The organism is Legionella sp. PC1000, from assembly GCF_014109805.1.
Lineage (GTDB): Bacteria > Pseudomonadota > Gammaproteobacteria > Legionellales > Legionellaceae > Legionella > Legionella resiliens.
The window spans coordinates 1,991,351-2,010,860 of the sequence record NZ_CP059400.1 but is presented as its reverse complement, the minus strand read 5'-3'; the positions used below and the strand labels follow the sequence as shown (position 1 = coordinate 2,010,860).

Genomic DNA, 19,510 nt, shown 5'->3' with positions numbered 1-19,510 from the left:
ATTAACCCAAATAGGGAGACCACGCAGGCTCTTGTACATCTCCTTCACGTGCGGGAAGTCTCATTCGTATTCTACCGTCAAGAGAAACGATACCCAATACACCTTTATCCTGATTATGCGTCGCATAAAGAATTAAACGACCGTTTGGTGCAACAGATGGAGACTCATCACGACCAGAAAAAGTTAGACTGACAATTGGTCCACCACTTGCACTTTGTAATCCAATGTTAAATTGCTTGTCATCTCGATGCAACATAACAATATTTTTCATATCAGGTGTATAGGAAGCACGTGCATTATAATTACCCTCAAAAGTGACACGACTCACTTGGCCATTGGCTAAAGATAGGCGATATATTTGTGGTGAACCCCCTCTTCCTGAAGTAAATAATAAGCTTTTGCCATCTGGGGCATAACGTGGTTCAGTGTCAATGGCATCACCAAAAGTCAATTGCTTCATGTTGCCAGTACCTATATCTACACTGTAAATTTTGGGTGTTCCACTTTTAGATAAAACTACAGCCAACTCTCTTCCGTCAGGAGCCCATGCAGGAGCACCGTTAATTCCCGGGAAACTGGTAATTAAACGTCTTTGACCTGTTTCAACTGAAACAGTAAATATTTGTGCTCTTTTTTTCTCGAAGGAAACATAAGAAATACTTTTACCATCTGGAGCCCAGGCTGGAGACATAATAGGCTCGGAGGAAATTAATAAGCTTTGCGGATTATGTCCATCTGCATCAGCAACCTCAAGTGAATAACGAGTACTTTTTACAGTTCTTTGAACAGAAATATAGGCAATACGAGTGGAGAAAACACCCTTCTCCCCTGTTAGTTTTTGGTATATCTCATCACTAATATGATGTGCCAGTGGTCTGACTTGATTCGCGTTAATTTGAAATGTTTTTGTCAATAAAATCGCCCCATTCGCTACCGCATCAGTTAAAGTAAAGCTCACTTCATAATGATTTCCTGCTCGAATGACATGTCCTGTTACCACACTGTCTGCGCCTAATTGCTTGAGCGTGCTTACTGACGATTGCGCATTGGCACCTTGTGGGCCAGAAACAATACGAAATTGTCCTGAGAAATTTAAATCGCCTTCAATAACTTGTCCGATTTCTTGAGCGGCACCATCTGCACCAAAAGAGTTAATCGCAATAGGCAAAGCTGAGTTAATCCCTTGGGTTAACTCTAAATCAAGAGCAAACATTTGCTGTGTAAAAAGCAATAAAAAAAGTGTAATAATTCGGTTAATCACGAGTTTTACCCCCTCACTTGTTCTGGTCGAACGGTTAAACTTATATCACGAAACAAATTAAATGTTTCTGCATCTGCAGGCACCGGTAGCGGCGATGCTTTATAAATAGCTGTTTGTGCTGAGCGGTCAAGCAATTGGTCGCCACTGCTGCGAGTTAAAGTAACTTCCAATACCATTCCATCAGGAGCAAGGCGTATTCTGAACTGACTCGACAAGCTACTGTCAACATTTTCTGGCAATATCCAGTTTCTACCAATGGCATTGACAATGAGCGCTTTATATTTATCAACTTCACCAGCGATACGTGCCTGCCTTTCAGCATTTTTTGCTGCTTGTGCTTGTTTTGCGGCAGCAGCAGCCTCCGCTTGTTTTTTTCTTTCCGCTTCTGCTTTTGCAAGTTCTGCTTTTTCTTTTTCAGCTTGAGCTTTTTCCACCATTTTTTTCTTATTCAAATCAGCAAGTTTTTTAGCTTCCAATTGCTGTTGCTTTACCAATTCTTCTTTTTGTTTTTTTAAATCTTCAATATGTTTCGCTTCCAGTGCTTTTTGCTCTTCAAGCTTCTTTAAACGCTTTCTTTCCTCTTCGGCTTGTTTTTTACGAGCAATAGCAATTTTATTCGCCTCTTCTTTAAGCCGAGCAAGTTGTTGCTGTTCTTTTATTCTCTGCTGTCTTGCCGTTTCCGCCTGTCGTTTGAGCTCGTTTTGTCGGTTAATCTCAGCTTTTTTTTGTTGTTCCCGCTCCTGTTTTAAGCGATTTACTGTTTCCATAACTTGCTTATTATCAACACTTACTGCTTTCACCACCTCAGTTTGAGGTGTAACAGCAATAGGTTGATCTACTCCAGGTGTATTTTTGGTTTCCGCGGTTAAAACAGGTCTCTGACTTGAATTATCTGTTAAAAGCATCACGATTAAAAAAAGATGTAAGCCAAGTGCGGCAAAAAAAGCGTTACGATAACTGGGATTACTTATCATGCTTGCCCCTCTGATTTTTCCTGAGATGAATCAGTCAATAATCCCACCTGCTCTGCCCCTGCTTGCTTGAGCAATGCCATTGCCTGAACCACTTTGCCGTAGGCAACCCCCTGGTCTCCTTTAACTAAAACATTAAGTTTTTGGTTTGATTGCTTTGCCAACTCCAATTCTGCAGCGACACGAACAACTAAAGATTGGGATTCTATAGGTTCTGCAGGGGTACTGCTAATATTGAGAAAGTAAGTGCCTTGCTGATTCACTGAAACAATAATGGGCTCTCTATCTGTAGGAGCCAATGTTTGGCTTGCAGCTTTAGGCAAGTCAACAGTTACTCCTTGGCTCAGCATAGGTGCTGTAATCATAAAAATTACAAGTAAAACCAACATCACATCGATATATGGTACAACATTAATTTCTGATATGGGACGCTCACGCTTGGTTTTTGCTCTGATCATTTCAAATTTTACCCTCTTACAGTATCACTGTTTTGTTGTTCTATAAGCGATATTAATTCTTCCTGAAATAAATCAAATCGATTTAGTAAATCATTAGCACGCGTTGTATATCGGTTATATGCAATAACTGCTGGTATTGCAGTAAATAAACCCAAAGCAGTAGCTACTAACGCTTCAGAAATGCCTGGAGCTACCATAGCAATTGTTGCTTGTTGGGCATGACCTAATGCCTGAAAAGAGGTCATTATACCCCAAACGGTACCAAATAGTCCTACATAAGGTGCAATAGAACCTACGGAAGCAAAAAAAGGTAAATGTTTTTCCAGTTTCTCTGCTTCTTTTGTATGAGTAATTTGCATTACTCGTTGTATTGGTTCAATAACTACATTACCTTGTTTTCTCGCCCGTACAAACTCCTTAAACCCCGCATGAAAAATAGCCGCCATACCTTGTCGCTCATCCGAATTACTATCAATATCGGCATAAAGTCTGCTTAAATCACCACTATCCCAGAATCTTTGATTAAAAGCATCTGTGAGCTGTTTTTTGCGGTTAAAAAACCAGGCTCGTTGAAATATTAATGTCCAAGAAGTAATGGATGCAGCAGCCAGCAATATCATAACCGATTTAACCACCATACCTGCTTGCATAAAATACATTAATACATTTGCTTGATTACCCATCTATATTATCTCCAGTACCATTTTCGTGCTGTGCTTTTACCTACACAAATTACAATAACAATTCTTTTATTCAATGCGGAAATCGTTTTGGCTTCAAATTTCTATCCACGCATACCACCTGAATTTTGGCTTCACAAATTATTTTTTCCTGCTCATTTTGCATACTCTGATCAAATAAAAAACTACAAGCCCCTAATTGCTGTACTTGGGTTTTAATTGTTAGTAAATCATCCAATCGAGCTGGTGCTTTATAACGAAGATGCGCATCATATATGGCAAAAAGAGTATCCTGTTTCACCAGATCCGAGAGGATCAAATTATTTTTCCTTAGCATTTCTGTGCGAGCTCGCTCAAAATAACAAAGATAATTCGCATGGTAAACAATTCCCATATAATCTACATCTTCGGCGTAAACACGAAAGGAATGTTGATGCGTGATTGTGCCATCCATTGATTAATCCTGCTCTACTGTATTTAAACCAAAATGCTGATACGCTCTTGGGGTAGCTATTCTACCTCTTGGCGTGCGCATAAGGAATCCTTGTTGTATTAAAAATGGCTCCAAAACATCTTCAATTGTACCTTTTTCCTCACCGATTGCTGCCGCAATGCTATCAACCCCTACCGGCCCCCCATTAAATTGTTCAATTACCGCTAACAACAATTTTCTATCCATAAGATCAAATCCATGTCGATCTACCTCCAACATTTCCAAAGCTTTTTGCGCGATATCAACACTAATAATTCCGCTACCCTTAACTTCGGCATAATCTCGAACACGACGCAGTAAACGATTTGCAATACGTGGTGTTCCTCTTGATCGTAATGCAATTTCTCTTGCTCCTTCAGGTTTGGTTTTTACATTGAGTAATTGTGCGGAACGAGCAACGATCTGTGTTAATGAATCAACAGAGTAATATTCCAGACGCTGTACAATGCCAAATCGATCTCTAAGAGGAGAAGTAAGCAATCCAGCTCGTGTCGTTGCGCCAATTAGGGTAAAAGGAGGCAATTCCAGTTTAATAGAACGTGCAGCCGGCCCTTCGCCGATCATAATATCCAGTTTATAATCTTCCATGGCAGGGTAGAGTATTTCCTCTATTACAGGGCTAAGCCTATGAATTTCATCAATAAATAGAACGTCATTTGCTTGCAAGTTGGTAAGTATTGCCGCAATATCCCCTGCTCTCTCAATCACTGGCCCCGAGGTTTGACGCAGATTGACACCCATTTCGTGAGCAATGATATTTGCTAAAGTAGTTTTACCAAGGCCAGGAGGACCAAAGATTAAGACATGATCCAGAGCATCACTTCGCTTTTTTGCTGCATCGATAAAAATTTGCATCTGCGAACTGACTGCATCTTGCCCTATATATTCCCTAAGACTTAGAGGTCTAATAGCACGATCGATGGCCTCTTCTGAGGTAGTGCTTTGAGTACTGATTAAGCGGTCACTTTCCAGCATAAAGTTCTTTTAACAGTTCAGATGAATGGTAGCATTTTATCATATGTTTTTTGAATAGCAGCTTATTTGTTAACAGATATTTAAGCGGCATCACAGCGATACTCTGAAAAGTAGTGCCTCATTGCCCCGGATTATAATTTAACCCATACCCGGGGACTCTTATTCACCAAAAAAATTATACCTAAATTGATGGAAAACATAATCCCTCATTTTGTTGGAACTCATCATGGTCAGAGACGATTGATGGAGTTACTTCAGGGGACGATACAGCAGGTTTAAAAAATAGTATTAAATTTTTTTCTCGCTCAAACTCTTCCTCAACTGGGGTTGACGATTTAAATTCATCAATGCAATTGAAAAAACGAACTATTGAGCATATTGCAACCACACAGGAAACCGATAATACAGCAAGCGCAAAAAAAGGATTAACCGCTACTAATGGGGCAGCCATAAGAACACAATACGAGAAGAATGTACTTGAGACTGCGGCCCAGAATAATAATTCTAAGGAAGTAAGGATATTCTCAAGAACGATACCCGTTTTTCTTAACGACTTTATTTCTTCAATATCTTTTAAAACCTCTTCAGAGTTTAGCGTTCCATTTTTTACATTCTCAAGACCTAGGACAAGAAGTTCATAGAATTTAATGGATTCCTTTTCTAACTCAGCATCAAGGGCTTCAATATATAACTTGTGATAATAAGCTTTAAGCGCTTCTAACCTTCGTTTAATTTCCGCATTGAGTTCCACTCCTTGAAACAATGCATCAATTCTTTTATCGCATTCGTTTAAACGTTTTTCCATTGCACTCGACATAATTCATCCCTTAATAAAAGAATAATGGGTCGTTTTATAACATAATTGAAAAAGCAGTTAAAGCTAAGGTAGCTTGCCGCTTAATGATAATCTAACATCATAACCCCATTTTCAGAAAGTTGCTCAGTTGCAGGAGAATGCTCGGCGATTATGGAAAAAATGGGCGGTTTAAAAAATGACACCAAACTTCGTTCTCGTTCATTTTCTGCATTCAATCGAGTACATGATTTAAGATCATCAATACAATGAAATAAATTACTTATTGATTTAACCATTAGGGCAGCAAAAACAATAGTGAATCCGACTCCTAAAATTGGATTGGGTACTGTTGCTGTTGTTGCGCAAAGAAAAAAAAGGGTGGTTGCTGCAGACCAGAAAGCTATTTCCAGAACTTTCGCAATATTATAAAAAACAATCCCAAGTTTTCTGTCAAATGTAGTATCTTGAATTTTTTGTAATGCTTCATCAGCAGAAAGGTGACGATTTTTAACTTTAACAAGATTGTCAACAAACAATTCATAACTTTGCACAATCCTTTCGGCCATATAAGTCGATTTATTGAATGAGGAATTATAATATGCATCCACATCCTTTAATTGCTGCAGAAGACTTAGTGGATGTTCATTTTCTAGATACAATCGTAAAAATTTATCGCGGCAATTTACTAAACGTACCTCCAGAGTAATAGGCATAAATTCAACTCTTAGAAATTTTAAAAGAAGATAACTGACTATTTAATAAGTAAAAATTGCTTTTATATCATAATTGCGAAAAGAAAAAATGTCTATTTAAACAAATTGACCTATTGACTCCATAATTAATTTTCGAGCCCTGAAAATACGAGATCGTACCGTTCCCACGGGGCAATCCATTTTTCTTGCAATATCTTCATAGGATTGACCATCTAGGATATACATACCGTAACAAAGACGTAACTCCTCAGATAAAGTAGATAGAATGGTATCCAGTTGCTCGCCAAACTCGATATTAATCAATAGATATTCTGGGGATAGCTCAACCGAAGAATAATAATTATCAGCATATTCTGCTTCCATATCCATACGTAAATTAGCAGCACGATAATGATTTTTAATTGTATTTTGGGTAATTCGATACAACCAAGTAGAAAATTGACTTTTCTCTTTAAAATAATGTAAATAGCGATAAACTTTAATTAATACTTCTTGTGCCAGATCACTAACATTTGCCGTATCTTGAATATGTAAGTAAATAATTTGCTGTATTTTATTGTTATACCGTGACAACAACAGATTATAAGCTTCCATGTCCCCTTGTCTCGCCAAACTAATCAAGTCCTCATCACTATAAGAAGTTTCTTTATTCATCACTCCCTCATAATTCCATTATAAGAATGACTGTTATTTTATTGTGTCATATGTGTAATTATATACCACTTTGACTTATTTTGAGATGTAATAACCGTAATTGATAGCTTGTCATCTGATCAAGGAATAAAACGATATGCTTTTTTTGACTTGGACTCGCAAATTCAATAAGTTGAAAAAGAGGGTTATGAATAAGAATAACGGCTTGAGTATAAGTCTCCTTTTTATCCTGAGAGATTTCCAAAATCCACGCATTGCCTATAAATTGAATTTTTTTAATTGATGGGCATGGACTCTGATTAGTCCAATCAATTTTCAGCAAGAGAAAAATAAAGCCAAGTAAAATAGGTTTAATAAAAAGAGATATTGATGAATAAAGAATCAAAATGACGGTAATGAGGTATATCACTAAAATCAAACGCAAATAAGTTTTTGATTTTCCTGGTTTAATTACTATTTCGGATAATGGTGACAATTTTTTTTAACTCTTTATCTTGAGGATCCTCATGGCCCATTAGCCAAGCATACAACTCTGGATCAGTGCAATTTAACAGTGAATTAAACGCCTCAAGTTCTTTTGTAGACAAATGCACGAGATGATGCTCAAGAAAACGTTGCAAAATAAGATCCAATTCGAGCATTCCTCGGCGGCAATGCCATGCAAGTCTTGCTTTTTCCTTGGTTTCCAAATCCAACATGGGTAAATCTCTTTATGATCAGCTTACGGACACCATAATACACTACTGTCTATATAAACGGAAATCATTAAGCTCTATTTAAAGCACTACTATGGCGCGCTTAAAAAATCAGATAAACTCTGTAATATTTCAATTGATAGTTACCCCTCAAGTAGAAAGTAACTGTTTTTCAGGTTTAAAATAATGAGCACAACTTTTACACATTTAATCAATGACAGAACATTAACGACCTTCAAAGCATTAGAAGAGGAATTAGTACTCCTACCTAACAAAAATTATTTATTTGATTTATCTTATCTTGCAGTTATTGATGTAGAAGGTAATAAAGCCATTGATTTTCTTCAGGGTCAATTAACCTGCGACTTAAACTCCATGTCTGACATACAAATGATAGAAGGCGCTCAGTGCAATCTTAAAGGACGAATTCTTACGTTAATGGATATTATTAACTGGCAAGGGGTTAAGTTAGTACTACCCCAAGATTTGCAAGAGAGAACCATTAATTCATTAAGCAAATATGCATTACTGTCTCGCGTTATGCTCAAAGAAAATACCAAATTTCATATTTTTGGATTTTATTTACAAAATCATGAAGATATTATTCCTGATACAGAGTTTTTTCCTAATTCGGTATATGCACAAACATATACCAACCATTCTTGCTCCTATCATTTAGGTAATGGATTTTATGTTTTTCTAGTCCTGACTGACTATGCACATGCGATTCAAGAACGTTTTATGAAAAATGACCAATTGCTTGGCTCCTTAACCTGGCATACTTTAAGGTTATTCCAGCAGCAAATAGAAATTTATCCGGAATCTCGAGGCTTATTTTTACCTCATAGAATTGGTTTACAACAAACCTCATACATTAGTTTCAATAAAGGGTGCTATAAAGGGCAAGAAATTATTGCTCGGATGCACTATAAAGCTACTATAAAACATCAATTGAAAATTTATGAAATTGCAACTGAGCAAAAAATTTATTCCGGACAAAAATTATTAAACAAAACCGAAGGGTCAGAGGTTGGTGAATTAATTGATTTTTCTATTCTGACATCTGGACGGTATTTAATTGCTGTAAGTATATTGAAAGAAGTGGAGCCAACGGTGTTTTTTGAAGGGCATAATCAGTTAGTAGAATTGACCAATCCATCAGTTATATTAGCAAATCCACTCGCTTAATATGATCTTGCTTGGCGAACCAGTAGCTTGGGTCATTTTGACCTGAGGTAATGTCAGCTTTTTGATGAGAAACCTCCACTAATTTTCTCGCCTACGTACCGTGCTTAAATTTTTCGCCTACGTACCGCGCTTTATGCGCGGTATCCAGGGATCTTGCTATAGAAATGCTCCGCGGCATCTTAGCATATCGTTCTGGATACCGCGCATAAAGCGCGGTACGTAGGGAAATTTAAGTGGCCACGTAGAGAAATTTAAGCGGTACGTAGGGAAATTTAAGCGGCACGTAGAGAAATTTAAGTGGCACGTAGGGAATTCAAGCAGTAGGTAGAGAAATTCAAGCGGCACATAGAGAAATTTAAAATGAAAAACTGACGTTACCTCAGGTCAAAATGACCCAAGCTACTGGTTCGCCGCCTTTATCATAAACTGATCGAAAAGGCGGAGATCTTTAACTAAGTCTCAACCAGCACAAACATACTCGTATTATGCTTCTTGCTCAACCAATGCGTAAGCTTGCAAAGTTGTTTGAGTCAAATCCAGTAACTCCCTGATTGCAACAAAAAACATAGTATAATTTAGAATTGTACTTGCTTTTAGATCTGCCAATATAAAGCGCCAACGCTGAATTAAAGCACGATGAGACTCTCCCCAGGAAGCAAGGCGCGCCTGCAAATCCGGGTTATCACCATCATAGTTAATCAGTCCAGAAGTGAGTTGGCGTTGTTGCCAATCTAAATCATCCCGCAATGCTTCTCTAGAGAGAGACTCCCAATGATTCTCACTTGGATGCATAATAATTTGCTTTCTTATCCAGGCAAGATCCAGAAACTCCCCAATTCCGAAATAAATCTCAGCTACCTGTGCTACCTTCATATTTCTCTTATAAGCAATTTCGATGATGTCAGTTGCCGCAAATAAACTTCGAGTTACCGTTAAATCATGTGCGAGCGCTGGTGGAATTCCTTCATCAACTAGCTCTTGATAATGTTCATTGTATTTTGTTCGTCGCTCTTCATTTAAAATCGCTGGGATGGACATTTTCAATTCAACAACACCTTGTGCATAGAGTTTGACAACCTCAGAAATATCCACAGCTCTGCGTTGACTACGCAAGAACCAACGAGTAAGGCGTCGAGCTAATCTGGAATAAAGCATCATCATTTCGATTTGCTTTTTAGCGCTTATTTTAGTACCCAACTCTTCGATTTGTTTCCAAACAGATTCTAAATTAAGCACAGAACGAGTAATGACGTATGCTCTTACGATTGCTGAAACAGGAGCTCCTGTTTCATCTTGTAATCTGTAAATGTAAGTAAAGCCCATCTCATTTACTATAATATTGCTTAATCGAGTCGCTATAATTTCTCTTTTTAATGGATGAGATTGCATTTGCTTGCTAAAGCGCTTTTGCAAATGTTTGGGAAACGAACTAATTAAAAATTGTGTCATATACGCTTCTTCGGGAACAGCTGAAGCCAGGATTTGCTCCTTAAGAATTGTTTTACTGTAACACATTAATACAGCAATACTGGGACGCATCAAACCTTTACCCATTAATTTGCGTTCCAAAATAACCTTATCGTCAGGTAAGTACTCGAGATTGCGATCAATTTTTCCAGTGCGTTCCAATTCACTAATATAGCGACTTTGTAGATCCAATGCTTGAAGAGGTTGCGATGCAGTTAAACTAATCGCTCTCGTTTGCAAGAAATTGTCACGGAGTACCAGTTTGCTGACCTCGTCGGTCATTTCAATTAACAATTCATTACGTTGTTTGGGAGTCAAATCACCGACCGCTACAATGCCGTTCAACAGAATCTTAATATTTACTTCTTTGTCCGAACAATTCACACCACCCGAATTATCGATGAAATCGGTATATACCATTCCACCACTTAATGAGTATTCGACTCGCGCCAATTGGGTTAATCCCAAGTTGCCGCCCTCTCCCACAACTTTACAACGTAATTGTTTTGCATTGACTCGAGTTGCATCGTTGGTTCGGTCACCAACATTAGCGTTTGATTCAGTACTAGCCTTAACATAAGTACCAATTCCTGCACTCCAAAGTAAGTCAACCTTAGCTCTTAAAATTGCTTTAATTAACTCGTTTGGTTCAATTTCGGTTTGTTTAATTCCAAAAGCCGCTTGCATTTCCTTGCTGACAGGGATGGATTTGGCATTACGATTGAACACACCGCCACCTTTGGAAATAAGTTTTTTATCATAATCCGTCCAGTTTGAACGTGGTAAATGAAATAAACGCTCTCTTTCTTTGAAACTGACTTCTGCATCAGGCTCAGGATCGACAAAAATATGGATATGGTTAAATGCACCAATTAACTTGATGTGTTTTGACAACAGCATACCGTTACCAAATACATCTCCCGCCATATCTCCAATTCCAACAACAGTGAAATCGTTATTTTCAATGTCTATATCTAATTCATAGAAATGACGCTTCACTGATTCCCATGCACCCTTTGCTGTAATTCCCATTTTCTTATGGTCATAACCTATTGATCCACCAGATGCAAAAGCGTCACCTAACCAAAAGCCATATTCTAAAGAAATAGCATTAGCAAGGTCAGAGAAGGTTGCCGTACCTTTATCTGCAGCAACAACAAGGTAAGGATCATCTTCATCAAAACATATAACGTTCTTAGGTTTAACCACTCTACCTTCAACATAATTATCGGTGATATCGAGAAGACCACGAATAAATAATTGATAACAACCAATTCCCTCAGCCATTATTTCTTCCCGAGTACCGTTTACAGGTAAAAACTTGGGCACAAAACCACCTTTGGCACCACTAGGTACAATAACTGAATTTTTTACTTGTTGTGCTTTCATCAAACCTAGTATTTCCGTACGGAAATCTTCCCTTCGATCAGACCAACGCAAACCGCCGCGAGCAACCTTGCCGCAACGTAAATGAACCCCTTCAAAACGAGGAGAGTAAACAAAAATTTCAAACATCGGATGTGGTTTTGGCACACCGGGAATAATTTTACTATTTAGCTTAAGAGAAATATAAGGTTTATGATGTCCATCTTCATTTATTTGATAAAAATTAGTACGTAATGTCGCGCTAATGGCATGAATGTATTGTCTGATTATTTTGTCTTCATCTAGATTCGATACAGTATCAAGATCGCTTAATATTTCGATGGATAAATCAGCAAAACGATCCTCTCTATTAGTATCATCAGCAGGATTACAGCGAATTTCAAATAATCTCACTAATTTTTTAGCAATAGCAACATTATTATTTAATGCCGTTTCCATATAGTCTTGGCTAAAGGTAATACCAATTTGTTTAAAATACTTGGCATAGGTACGCAAAACAGCGACTTCACGCCAATTAAGTCCTGCGGCTAAAACTAACTGATTGAATCCATCATTTTCAGCTTGAGCAAACCAAACTTTAGCAAAAGCATTCTGGAATAATTCTTTAATCTCATCAAGATCAAACTCAATTGGTTTATTATATTGCATGGCAAAATCATTAATCCAAGATACTTTGCCATCCTCAAATTTTAATGGATAGGGACGTTCACTTATAGCACGCAAGCCCAATTTTTCTAATATCGGTAACACATCAGATAAAGGAATGGTGGTATCATGTTGATACACCTTTAATCTAAAACTATTTTCTGATTCATCCAAGGGTTTATAAAAATTAATACCCAGAGGTTGTTCCGCTGTGAGTTGTTCGATATGTTTAATATCATAAACTGCTGTCCTGGCTGGGAACATATCACTATAAGCAACAGGGAATGCATGCTTGTAACGAGCATAAAGGGTATTTGCTTGTTCTTCCCCATAAGCTTCATATAAATGTGTTTGTAAATCGTCGGTCCAAGAGCGCCCGGCTTCAATCAGTTTCCTTTCAATGTCTTTTAAATCATATTCAAGTGGTACACTCGGATTAATTTTAATAATAAAATGAACACGTGCCAGAACAGACTCAGTAAATTGAGTCGAATAAGTAGTCTCAATTGAGTTAAAACTCTCGTCAAGAATTTCCTTCATAGCCATTCTTAACTCGGTATTTATCCTGTCTTTAGGGACATATACGAGACAAGAGACAAAGCGTCGATAAACATCAACCCGCGCGAACAAACGAATACGCTTTCTGTCCTGCATGTAAAATATACCCATTGCAATTTCCAGAAGTTCATCTTCTGTTCCTTGAATCAAATCATCTCTGGGCAAAGTTTCAAGAATATTTAATAAAACCTTACCTGCATGGCTGCGTGGATTTAATCCGGAATTTTCCATAATGTGAGCTACTTTACGTCGCAAGAATGGAATTTGTTTCGGATTGGTATGATAAGCAGCAGAAGTATAAAGGCCAATAATTCTTCGTTCACCAATCACATTTCCTTGCTCATTAAATCGTTTGACTCCAATGTAATCGGTATAAGCATCACGATGAACACTTGCCAACGTATTTGTTTTTGAGGTAACCAAAATTCGTGGAGACAAGGTAAATTCACGTGCTTCAGGCGCCATTGCAGAAATGCTTCGCGCCATTGATTTAGTAACGCTTTCACGCAAAAGTCCTAATCCGGTTTTCGGAACAGCTTGTAAAACCGTTTCCTTACCTTTTTCTACCAATTCATAATCTCTCATCCCTAGGAAAGTAAAATGATGGTCTTCAATCCAATGTAAAAATGCCTTAGTTTCTTCCACTTCATCTAAATCAAGTACTGAAGATACTTTATCAATCTCTGCAATTGCTTCCCGAACTTCAGCACGCATTTTTTCCCAATCTTCAAAAACGACGCGATTATCTTCCAGGGCTCGCTCACATCCTTGATGCAGTTCTTCAAGTACCTTAGGATCAGTTTGCCGATCAATTTCTAGAAATATAGGCGCTTCATGGATCACCCCTTTTTCATCTAACAGTTGGCTACGGGGTAAGATCTGACAAACTCGATTGTCTTTATCTCTTTTAACTCGAATACCTCCCATATGAATGGTTAGATGAGAGGATAGGCCCATTCTATGGATTACCAAACGAATTGAATCAACCAAAAACGGCATATCATCACAAATTACTTCAATGACGGTATGAGTTGTTTGCCATCCATGACGTTCATAATCTGGGTTATAGACTCTAATTTTTGTCTCATGTGGTGCACGTTCACTAATTAAAGCCCAAAAATTTACTACAGCGCCGTAAAGATCATCGATAGTCCATGCATTAAGATCTTCCATTGCTACAGTGCCATATAGCTGTTTAGCAAATTCGGCGCAAAACTCGGTTTGATCACCAACCATAGAACTTCTAATTCTATTGACAATGGCTTCAATTAATACGTCTTTACCCTCTTCAAATTTATAAGACATTGTTGTTCTACCTCATCGATTTGCTCAGCCCTACAGCGAGAATTATTGTTTAAATATATAAATAACCAGCCACTCTTATCCCGGCAGGTTATTTACCGGCTGGATAAGAGTGGCCAAAAAATCATATTTTTTACTCAGCATGAGTTAATTATTAAGAATCACTAATGGCTATGGTTTTAGTATTAACAAACTCTAATATGCCTTCTTTTGATAATTCACGACCATACCCTGACTCTCTTATTCCACCAAATGGTAACCTGGGATCTGAAGCTACAAAAGCGTTAACAAAACAAGCACCAGCTTCTATCTCGTAAGTAGCTATATGCTCTCCTCTCTCCAAATCACGAGTAAACACCGCAGCACCCAAGCCATATTGGCTTTGATTTGCATATGCAAGGCCTTCTTTCTCATTATTGGCTGTAATAAGAGCAATAACAGGTCCAAATAACTCTTCATCGAAAGCTGGCATGCCAGGCGTCACCTGAGTTAATAAAGTTGGTGGATAATAAAAACCTTTTCCGGCGGGAATTATACCACCTACCAATAATTTAGCACCTTGTTTCAGTGATTTTTCTACTTGAATATGTAAGTTTTCGCGCAAGTCGGAACGGGCTAAAGGACCAAGGTTCATTTCCGAATCAAGTGGATTCCCCATTTTAAATGCAGCCATATGTTCCATTATTTTATGTGTCAATTCTTTTTCAACGGATTTTAAAACAATGATACGCTTAGCAGCAATACAGACTTGACCTGAGTTATTAAGTCTTGAATTAACAATACAGCGTGCAGCAAGATCAAGATCAGCGTCTTCAAGAACGACATAGGGATCGCTTCCACCAAGCTCTAACACTGATTTTTTTAAAAATTTTCCTGCATGACTTGCAACAGCACGTCCTGCTCGTCCGCTTCCTGTCAAGGTAACAGCAATAACATAAGGATGTTCTATAACTTTTGCCGCTCCATCATTATCGACGATCAAATGCTGAAAAACGTGTGCTGGAAATCCTGCCTCAAGAAATAATTCTTCTATTTTGTTGCCTGTTCCCGTTGAAATAGGTGCGTGCTTCAATACGGCAACGTTTCCAGCCATAAGTGTGGGAACAGCAAAACGGAAAACCTGCCAAAAAGGAAAATTCCAAGGCATGATGGCAAAAACAATTCCAAGAGGACGATAACATACTTTTGCTTTTTTCATTTCCGTTTGAATAACTTTTGGAGCAAGGTATTCTTCTGCATGCTCTGCAAAATACTCGCATAACCAGGCGCATTTATTAATTTCAGCTCTACCTGCAGTAATGGGTTTACCCATTTCAATTGCCATTAAATGAGCCAATTCATCTGCTTTTGTCTTTAAAAGTTGGGCAAGTTGCAACATTAATGACTTTCTGCGGCTAAAAGACGTTTTTTTCCATTCCAAATATGCTTTATGTGATTCGTTAAGTTTTTTATCAACTTCCTGCTCATTCATGCAATCGTAGCTTTGTATTATTTGTTCAGTTGCGGGATTTACCGTTTGAATTATCATGATGTCTCCATACAGAATAAAGTATATTTAATTAAAGTTATCAACTCTCCTTGCGCACTACTTTTGATTATTGATACTATTTTCATATTCTTAGATTTTCAGAAAAAGCAATAGTAATTTAAATCAATACATTAGTACAATTAATAAATATTTCGGAAAATCCATATTTTAAAAAACGCGCTATTAACACTAGGATAATTAATGAACTTAAGCAAACAGCAATTCCATCCATTACACTACGTAGCGGCTTGGTCAGTGCATCTCTTTACTGCGAGCGCAGCCTGTATCGGTGTCTTTTCATTAGTAAAGATATATCAGCACGAATACATTTTCGCTTTATGGCTTATGTTTATTACCGTTGCTATCGACGCCGTTGATGGAAGTCTAGCTCGCCTGGTTAATATTAAGGAAATTTTGCCCAAGATAGACGGTGCTTTGCTTGATAACATTGTTGACTATTTAAATTACGTTATTACGCCATGTTTTTTCTTACTCGTGAAACCAGGTATGCTCCCACCTGAATACTCTGTCTTTCTTATTGCTGCGGTTTCAATTACCTCTGCTTATCAATTTTGCCAATCTGATGCCAAGACTCCAGATCATTTCTTTAAAGGATTTCCTTGTTACTGGAATATTACCATTTTATATATGTTTATTTTTGATACTTCTGCTGCAACGAATGCCATTATATTAATCATACTCTCCATACTTATTTTTGTACCTGTAAAGTATGTATATCCCTCGAGACTGGACTATTTAACAGAATCCAGAGTATTAAAAATACTCATGCATATCTGTTCTATTATTTATGCCATTAGCTCGATTTGCGTACTTATTAGCTATCCTAATACAAATATCATTTGTCTTAGCCTATCTTTGGCTTATGTTGGAATGTACTTATTTTTAAGTTTTTACAGAACTTATTACCCTATGATTAAGGCAAAAATTGCCGCACAAAAGGAATAGTTTGTATTGTGGGATAGACTTTGTATTTTTTATGATTAAAATAACCCACAAAATATACTTATTGAGGTAATTATGTCTTTATTTCACCAAATTAATAAATCAATTATTTTCTCTGCAGCTCTCATTAGTTCCGTTCAGGCAGAAAGTATTTTCCCACGTGGATGTGAAGTTACGGGGTTTGGATACAGTCAAAATTATTTGATTTTAAATGAAACAGGAAATCAATCGTACTATTTAATTCAAAATCATTCTGATTCTAAAATTGAATTAGAGCGTGTAAATACAGAAGAAGCCTTTATGAGTCCGCCCTTACATGCTACATTGGATTCAATGAGTTGGGGCGCATTTGCTTCTGATGTTAAAAACTTAAATTTTAAATGTTATAAACGTGTTGACGAAAATACTACTCTAGTGGACTGTCGTAATGTCTTAGAAGTATGTCAATATCCGAGAGTTAAGTTTGCTCTGAGCAATATGGGAAATTATTGGATTTCATTTAATAAACCCCAAGGTGCAATTATCCAGGAATCAGTGGCAAAAGGAATTTACTTAAAATGGTGATATGTGGCTAGAAAAATATTTATTCTTATAGGATGGATTGGTTCACTTATAATCCTGTGTGGTCTTTTGAAGTTTTTCGGGACCACCCTACCTAAACTTCATTCTCAACTTTATTATTTTATTGGCGCTATTGCATTACTTATAACTGCTATTTACTTTAGAATGCTTTATTTTATTGCGCTTCAATTAATACTTATTGCAGGGCATGCAGCAATTTTACTGGGTAGCGGACCTTATACTCAATTTTTCTTACCCATATTAATGTGTTGCCAATTACTCACTTTCTATTTGATGTTCGGTAAGGAAAACAGTGTGTTTTTAATATTGGGAGTTTTTGGTATCGCCTTACTTTCTATGGGATTTGCCTACAATGATAAATGGATATTTTTCTCGGGAAGTACATTAGTTGCTATATATGCTTACTACAGCGGATATAAAGGGTTATCTCCTTCTTATATTTGGGCTATCCTGAATACGATCATTGCACTACTTGCACTTTACCGAATTATCTTCGTATAAATCACATCAGCCCAGCGACCACTCAGATTTTTATATAAGAAAAAGCCTGGGTTGCGTGTTACGCTTCACCCCAGGCTATGAGAACTTCAGATAATTACTTGGATGGAACAATTTCAACATTCAATTTAGCAATAACATCGCTATGAACATGTATCTCAACCACAAAATTACCAATTGAATGCAGAGGACCTTCTGGCATTACAATTTCACGTTTGATCACATCAATACCTTTATCTGTCAAAGCATCCTTGATTTCATTAACACCAACAGAACCATATAGCTTACCTTCGTCACTCGCCATAGCGTTAATCACTAAAGTAGTATCATTCAATTTAGCCGCACGCTGCTCCGCAGTAGCCAAAGATTGTTGGGCTTTTTTCTCAAGCTCAACCCGGCGTTGCTCAAATAATTCTATATTTTTAGGTGTTGCAAAAACAGCTTTATTTTGTGGTATCAAGAAATTTCGACCATAACCCGCTTTGACATTTACTTTATCACCCAGGTTACCTAAATTTCTCACTTTTTCTAATAAGATAACTTCCATCTTAATAACCCCTTAAATTGACTCGCCAACCCCTGAAGGGAAATACGATCTAAAATTAACTAAACTATCTAATGAACCAAGGACCATGTAGGCACATAATACAAAAGTTGGTTTCAAAAATATTAACAACATTAATAAAATGAAGACCTTAACTTGTCTCTTACGAGAAAAAATAAAATAAACCAGACCAAATCCGGAAGCCAAGAAATAACAAAGCACTATGGGGAGTACATTAATAGCTAAAGGAATTTCATAAAAAGCTGCTAAAGAAACCCCCAAGAAAACTAAAAATGAAAGTCTGCCACTACGAAACGCCATTAACTCATTCCTGAGACCTCCAGGTAAAAATAATTTTGCTTGCATTGCTCGCGCAAACATTAAGGAAATTGTCGCAGAAACAAGAACACTTAATATCTGAATTCCAAAAAATAATTGCGCCAAAATTATTGAATTTATGTCATTAAGAGCAGGCCCAACCAGTTCCTGGTATTGTGTCAAAATCATTTTAAACAAATTAAATTGTTCGACAATAAAACCTGGAATCCAAAGTTGGATGAGTAGACACCCCAAAAAAGCCAGTACAAAAAATACTCCGGCGACTGCCTGCCATCGTTCAGTATTTCGCAAGCCCAATGCCGCAAAATAGCATGGAAGATAGGCAATAAGAGTATTAATTAGAGCTCCGGATAATGGTATTAACATCATCAATGGAACAGTATGAATAACAAGTGCAGGTAATAAAACATCAAAACCGGATTTTGCACCCCTCCTTAATGTCACCAAACATACTAAGGCAACTGAAAGCCAAGATGCAAAAGGCAATATTGAAAAAATCACAGCATAAATAATTGCTTGCTGTTTGCTTTCAAGTATCACCTTACATTGTTTTGTTATAAAATTACCTGCACGCATCATTATTATTTATTTATGGCTATCACAATATGGCAACAGACCAAGGAATCTGGCTTGCATAATTGCTCTTGCTAGTTGTCTTTGAAAACGAGTTTGAGTACCAGTAATACGGCTTGGTACAATTTTACCTGTTTCAGAAATATAATTTTTCAGTAAATTGATATCCTTATAATCAATTTCATTACCGCCCTCAGCACTAAAACGGCACATTTTTTTTCTACGGAAATAAGCTGACATA

20 protein-coding genes are annotated in these 19,510 nt (G+C 37.3%); 4 read left to right on the top strand and 16 right to left on the bottom strand.

The window, feature by feature from the left end; genetic code table 11:
* Position 1: 1 nt before the first annotated feature.
* The 11 genes from tolB to FOLKNPGA_RS08760 form a co-directional block, all read right to left on the bottom strand.
* Positions 2–1,261: a Tol-Pal system beta propeller repeat protein TolB gene (tolB, locus tag FOLKNPGA_RS08810; protein ID WP_182352678.1), complete on the bottom strand. Its 1,260-nt coding sequence runs from the start codon at positions 1,259–1,261 to the stop codon at positions 2–4.
* A 5-nt stretch (positions 1,262–1,266) separates the two neighbouring features.
* A complete protein-coding gene (gene tolA / locus FOLKNPGA_RS08805) occupies positions 1,267–2,235 on the bottom strand; it encodes a cell envelope integrity protein TolA (RefSeq protein WP_182352677.1) in 969 nt (322 codons plus the stop codon).
* Entirely contained in the window at positions 2,232–2,690 is a 459-nt protein-coding gene (tolR, locus tag FOLKNPGA_RS08800; RefSeq protein WP_182352676.1) for a protein TolR, read from the bottom strand. The genes tolA and tolR overlap by 4 nt, the downstream gene beginning before the upstream one ends.
* A gap of 8 nt (positions 2,691–2,698) precedes the next feature.
* Entirely contained in the window at positions 2,699–3,373 is a 675-nt protein-coding gene (tolQ, locus tag FOLKNPGA_RS08795; protein ID WP_019232435.1) for a protein TolQ, read from the bottom strand.
* Between the two features lie 70 nt (positions 3,374–3,443).
* Positions 3,444–3,824, bottom strand: coding sequence for a YbgC/FadM family acyl-CoA thioesterase (locus FOLKNPGA_RS08790; RefSeq protein WP_182352675.1), 381 nt, complete (start codon positions 3,822–3,824; stop codon positions 3,444–3,446).
* Positions 3,825–3,827: 3 nt separating this feature from the next.
* Positions 3,828–4,838: a Holliday junction branch migration DNA helicase RuvB gene (gene ruvB, locus FOLKNPGA_RS08785; RefSeq protein ID WP_182352674.1), complete on the bottom strand. Its 1,011-nt coding sequence runs from the start codon at positions 4,836–4,838 to the stop codon at positions 3,828–3,830.
* 181 nt (positions 4,839–5,019) lie between these two features.
* Positions 5,020–5,655 carry a DUF5638 domain-containing protein gene (locus FOLKNPGA_RS08780; RefSeq protein ID WP_182352673.1) on the bottom strand — a complete coding sequence of 212 codons (636 nt, stop codon included), beginning with the start codon at positions 5,653–5,655 and terminating at the stop codon, positions 5,020–5,022.
* Between the two features lie 80 nt (positions 5,656–5,735).
* Positions 5,736–6,347: a DUF5638 domain-containing protein gene (locus tag FOLKNPGA_RS08775; protein ID WP_182352672.1), complete on the bottom strand. Its 612-nt coding sequence runs from the start codon at positions 6,345–6,347 to the stop codon at positions 5,736–5,738.
* A gap of 96 nt (positions 6,348–6,443) precedes the next feature.
* Positions 6,444–7,001: a sigma-70 family RNA polymerase sigma factor gene (locus tag FOLKNPGA_RS08770; protein WP_182352671.1), complete on the bottom strand. Its 558-nt coding sequence runs from the start codon at positions 6,999–7,001 to the stop codon at positions 6,444–6,446.
* Between the two features lie 58 nt (positions 7,002–7,059).
* Positions 7,060–7,476, bottom strand: a complete 417-nt coding sequence (locus FOLKNPGA_RS08765; RefSeq protein ID WP_182352670.1) for a hypothetical protein — start codon at positions 7,474–7,476, stop codon at positions 7,060–7,062.
* Complete coding sequence (locus tag FOLKNPGA_RS08760; protein WP_220471059.1) at positions 7,448–7,699, bottom strand: succinate dehydrogenase assembly factor 2; 252 nt, start codon at positions 7,697–7,699, stop codon at positions 7,448–7,450. The genes FOLKNPGA_RS08765 and FOLKNPGA_RS08760 overlap by 29 nt, the downstream gene beginning before the upstream one ends.
* A gap of 183 nt (positions 7,700–7,882) precedes the next feature.
* Here FOLKNPGA_RS08760 and FOLKNPGA_RS08755 point away from each other — a divergent pair, with 183 nt between their 5' ends.
* Positions 7,883–8,884, top strand: a complete 1,002-nt coding sequence (locus tag FOLKNPGA_RS08755; RefSeq protein WP_182352669.1) for a folate-binding protein YgfZ — start codon at positions 7,883–7,885, stop codon at positions 8,882–8,884.
* 483 nt (positions 8,885–9,367) lie between these two features.
* Here FOLKNPGA_RS08755 and FOLKNPGA_RS08750 read toward each other — a convergent pair whose 3' ends face one another.
* Together FOLKNPGA_RS08750 and FOLKNPGA_RS08745 are read right to left on the bottom strand one after the other, a co-directional pair.
* Positions 9,368–14,245: an NAD-glutamate dehydrogenase gene (locus tag FOLKNPGA_RS08750; protein WP_182352668.1), complete on the bottom strand. Its 4,878-nt coding sequence runs from the start codon at positions 14,243–14,245 to the stop codon at positions 9,368–9,370.
* A 151-nt stretch (positions 14,246–14,396) separates the two neighbouring features.
* Positions 14,397–15,770, bottom strand: a complete 1,374-nt coding sequence (locus FOLKNPGA_RS08745) for an NAD-dependent succinate-semialdehyde dehydrogenase (RefSeq protein ID WP_182352667.1) — start codon at positions 15,768–15,770, stop codon at positions 14,397–14,399.
* A gap of 201 nt (positions 15,771–15,971) precedes the next feature.
* Between FOLKNPGA_RS08745 and pcsA the strand changes: the two genes are divergently transcribed.
* The 3 genes from pcsA to FOLKNPGA_RS08730 all read left to right on the top strand — a co-directional run bounded on the left by pcsA (position 15,972) and on the right by FOLKNPGA_RS08730 (position 17,816).
* A complete protein-coding gene (gene pcsA / locus FOLKNPGA_RS08740) occupies positions 15,972–16,736 on the top strand; it encodes a phosphatidylcholine synthase (RefSeq protein WP_182352666.1) in 765 nt (254 codons plus the stop codon).
* 72 nt (positions 16,737–16,808) lie between these two features.
* Complete coding sequence (locus FOLKNPGA_RS08735; RefSeq protein ID WP_182352665.1) at positions 16,809–17,297, top strand: enhanced entry protein EnhB; 489 nt, start codon at positions 16,809–16,811, stop codon at positions 17,295–17,297.
* Between the two features lie 3 nt (positions 17,298–17,300).
* Positions 17,301–17,816: a hypothetical protein gene (locus FOLKNPGA_RS08730; protein WP_182352664.1), complete on the top strand. Its 516-nt coding sequence runs from the start codon at positions 17,301–17,303 to the stop codon at positions 17,814–17,816.
* 94 nt (positions 17,817–17,910) lie between these two features.
* Here the strand turns inward: FOLKNPGA_RS08730 and rplI are convergent, their stop codons facing one another.
* From rplI to rpsR, 3 genes are read right to left on the bottom strand one after another with little or no spacing between them, the layout of a single operon-like run.
* Positions 17,911–18,360 carry a 50S ribosomal protein L9 gene (gene rplI / locus FOLKNPGA_RS08725; protein ID WP_182352663.1) on the bottom strand — a complete coding sequence of 150 codons (450 nt, stop codon included), beginning with the start codon at positions 18,358–18,360 and terminating at the stop codon, positions 17,911–17,913.
* A gap of 12 nt (positions 18,361–18,372) precedes the next feature.
* On the bottom strand, positions 18,373–19,275 hold the full coding sequence (locus FOLKNPGA_RS08720) for a hypothetical protein (protein ID WP_182352662.1): 903 nt from the start codon (positions 19,273–19,275) through the stop codon (positions 18,373–18,375).
* 6 nt (positions 19,276–19,281) lie between these two features.
* A complete protein-coding gene (gene rpsR, locus FOLKNPGA_RS08715; RefSeq protein WP_010653600.1) occupies positions 19,282–19,509 on the bottom strand; it encodes a 30S ribosomal protein S18 in 228 nt (75 codons plus the stop codon).
* Position 19,510 lies beyond the last annotated feature (1 nt).